1 protein-coding gene and 2 pseudogenes are annotated in these 2,435 nt (G+C 34.0%); 2 read left to right on the top strand and 1 reads right to left on the bottom strand.

All coding sequences use genetic code 11. The annotated features are described in order from the left end of the window. Positions 1-191: 191 nt before the first annotated feature. A pseudogene (locus F891_RS15245) lies at positions 192-683 on the top strand (LysR family transcriptional regulator); the annotation flags it as partial. Between the two features lie 61 nt (positions 684-744). On the opposite strand, the pseudogene F891_RS17700 reads toward F891_RS15245, so the two are convergent. Then, positions 745-1,877, bottom strand: a pseudogene (locus tag F891_RS17700) (IS3 family transposase). 89 nt (positions 1,878-1,966) lie between these two features. Here F891_RS17700 and F891_RS15225 point away from each other — a divergent pair. Continuing rightward, a complete protein-coding gene (locus F891_RS15225) occupies positions 1,967-2,362 on the top strand; it encodes a LysR substrate-binding domain-containing protein (protein ID WP_081401703.1) in 396 nt (131 codons plus the stop codon). The last annotated feature ends 73 nt before the right edge of the window (positions 2,363-2,435 follow it).

Raw genomic sequence — 2,435 nt, 5'->3', positions numbered from 1 at the left:
GAAAATATGTTTTGTAGATTAAAGCAATTTAGAGGAATAGCTACTCGATATGACAAGCTCAAAAGAAATTATCAAAGTTCTGTTGCTTTAGCCTGTATATTTTTATGGCTACCTTTATAGGGTTAATTATGAACAGTAAATGTCAACAGACCCTAATTAAAAATTATTTTTTATTAATGATTTACTTAGATATGAAATCTACATTTGATGAACTTTTAGTATTTGTTACGATCGCTGATTGTGGCTCTATAGTGAAAACAGCAGAACAATTAAATCAAACAACATCTGCTATCAGTCGCACATTACAACGCCTCGAAAAAAAATTAAATGTTAAATTAATCGAACGTACAACCCGTAGCCTTAACCTTACCTATGATGGAAAAATTTTTTTAGAAAGAGCAAGAAAATTACTTTCTGATTTGAATGAAGCTGAAGAGTTGTTAATTAATCCAGGTACTGAACCTACAGGCTTAATTAAAATAGATTCAGCAACACCGTTTGTATTGCATGTAATTATTCCATTAATACCAGAGTTTATAGAACGATATCCAAAGATCAGTATTGAACTAACTAGTCATGATCATGTAATTGATTTATTAGAGCATAAAATAGATGTTGCTATACGATTTGGTGATCTAGAAGATTCAAGTCTCTATGCAAAATTATTATATAAAAGTCGTTTGAGAGGTGGTCCCACTTGTTTGAACAACTAAAAGCTTATTTATAAGTGATATTCTGCTCTAGTTAAGCTACCTTATTTTGTTGTGGTAGCTGGTCATAGTAAAACTCATCTGGAGTCATTTTGTCCAGACTCGAATGAGGTCGTTTCAAATTATAAAATTCAAAATAGGCGCTTAATTGCTTTTTCGCATCAAAGACACTGCTATAAGCTTTGAGATACACCTCTTCATATTTAACGCTCCTCCATAACCGTTCAATCATCACATTATCGATCCAACGACCTTTACCGTCCATGCTGATTTGGATGCCATTTGATTTCAACACTTCAATAAATGCATCACTGGTGAACTGACTGCCTTGGTCTGTATTAAATATTTCAGGTCGTCCATATTTTTCAATAGCTTCATTTAAAGCTTATATACAAAAATCCACCTCCATACTAATCGATACGCTATGGGCAAGCACCTTGCGGCTGTGCCAATCAATCACAGCACATAAGTAGACAAAGCCTTTTGCCATAGGGATATATGTTATATCCGTTCCCCACACTTGATTACTCCGCTGAATATTCAATCCTTTGAGCAGATATGGATATTTACGGTGAGCTTGATTGGCCTGACTTAGATTTGGTTTACGATATAACGCATTAATGCCCATTTTTTTCATTAAAGTACGTGTATGACGTCGTCCTATATGATGTCCTTGACGGTTCAATAAATCACGCATCATACGGCTACCTGCAAAAGGGTATTGCATATGTAATTCATCAATACAGCGCATCAGCTTCAGATCTGATGCACTCACAGGTTTTGGGCGATAGTAATAACAACCACGGGAGACTTTCAGCAGCTTAGCTTGCTTAGATACTGAAATCTGAAGTGAGTCATCGATTAACTTTTGTGGTTGAAGCGGCCCAGTTTCTTCAACACACCTTCTAAAAAATCAATTTCTAATGCCTGCTCACCGATTTTTGCATGTAACTTTTTAAGATCAATGGGGGGTTCTGATGGAGCTTTTGATTGATCGAAAGCTTGCGAGGAAGCTGAAATCAGTTGATTTTTCCAGTCAATAATTTGGTTTTGATGAACATCAAATTCAGCACTCAATTCAGCAAGTGTTTTTTCTGCTTTAATCGCAGCAAGTGCTACCTTAGCTTTAAAGTCATTTGAATGATTTCTTCTTGGTCTACGTGTCATAAAATACTCCATATATTGATGTTTATAACATCATTTGGGGAGCAAAATATCACTTATAAGTGTTGTTCAAATTTCCTGATCCACCTCTTTTGTATATCGTTGCTAGCGCTGAATATCTCAAAAAAAATAACTTACCAAAATCTATTATTGAGTTAAATCAACATAGATTATTAGGATTTAGCCATCCTTTGCATTTAAATAATTGGCCAATTTATATAAATGATCAACTATATAAAACTTCACCATCTATTACAGCTTCTAATGGCGAAAGTGTTCGTCAACTTGCTTTACAAGGCGTAGGAATCGCTTGTCTCTCTGAATTTTTAATTTTAAAGGATATAAACGAAGGTAAATTAATTGCTTTATTTGAAGATGAAATAAAAATTCATGAGCAAAAAATCCATGCTGTCTATTACAAAAAAAATTATATACCTAAGAGAGTTAGATTATTTATTGATTATTTAGAGGTGGTCCCACTTGTTTGAACAACTAAAAGCTTATTTATAAGTGATATTCTGCTCTAGTTAAGCTACCTTATTTTGTTGTGGTAGCTGGTCA

It is taken from the genome of Acinetobacter sp. CIP 101966, assembly GCF_000369725.1.
Lineage (GTDB): Bacteria > Pseudomonadota > Gammaproteobacteria > Pseudomonadales > Moraxellaceae > Acinetobacter > Acinetobacter lwoffii_Q.
Note: the sequence above shows the minus strand (reverse complement) of the source record. Positions and strands in the feature narration are given on the sequence as shown.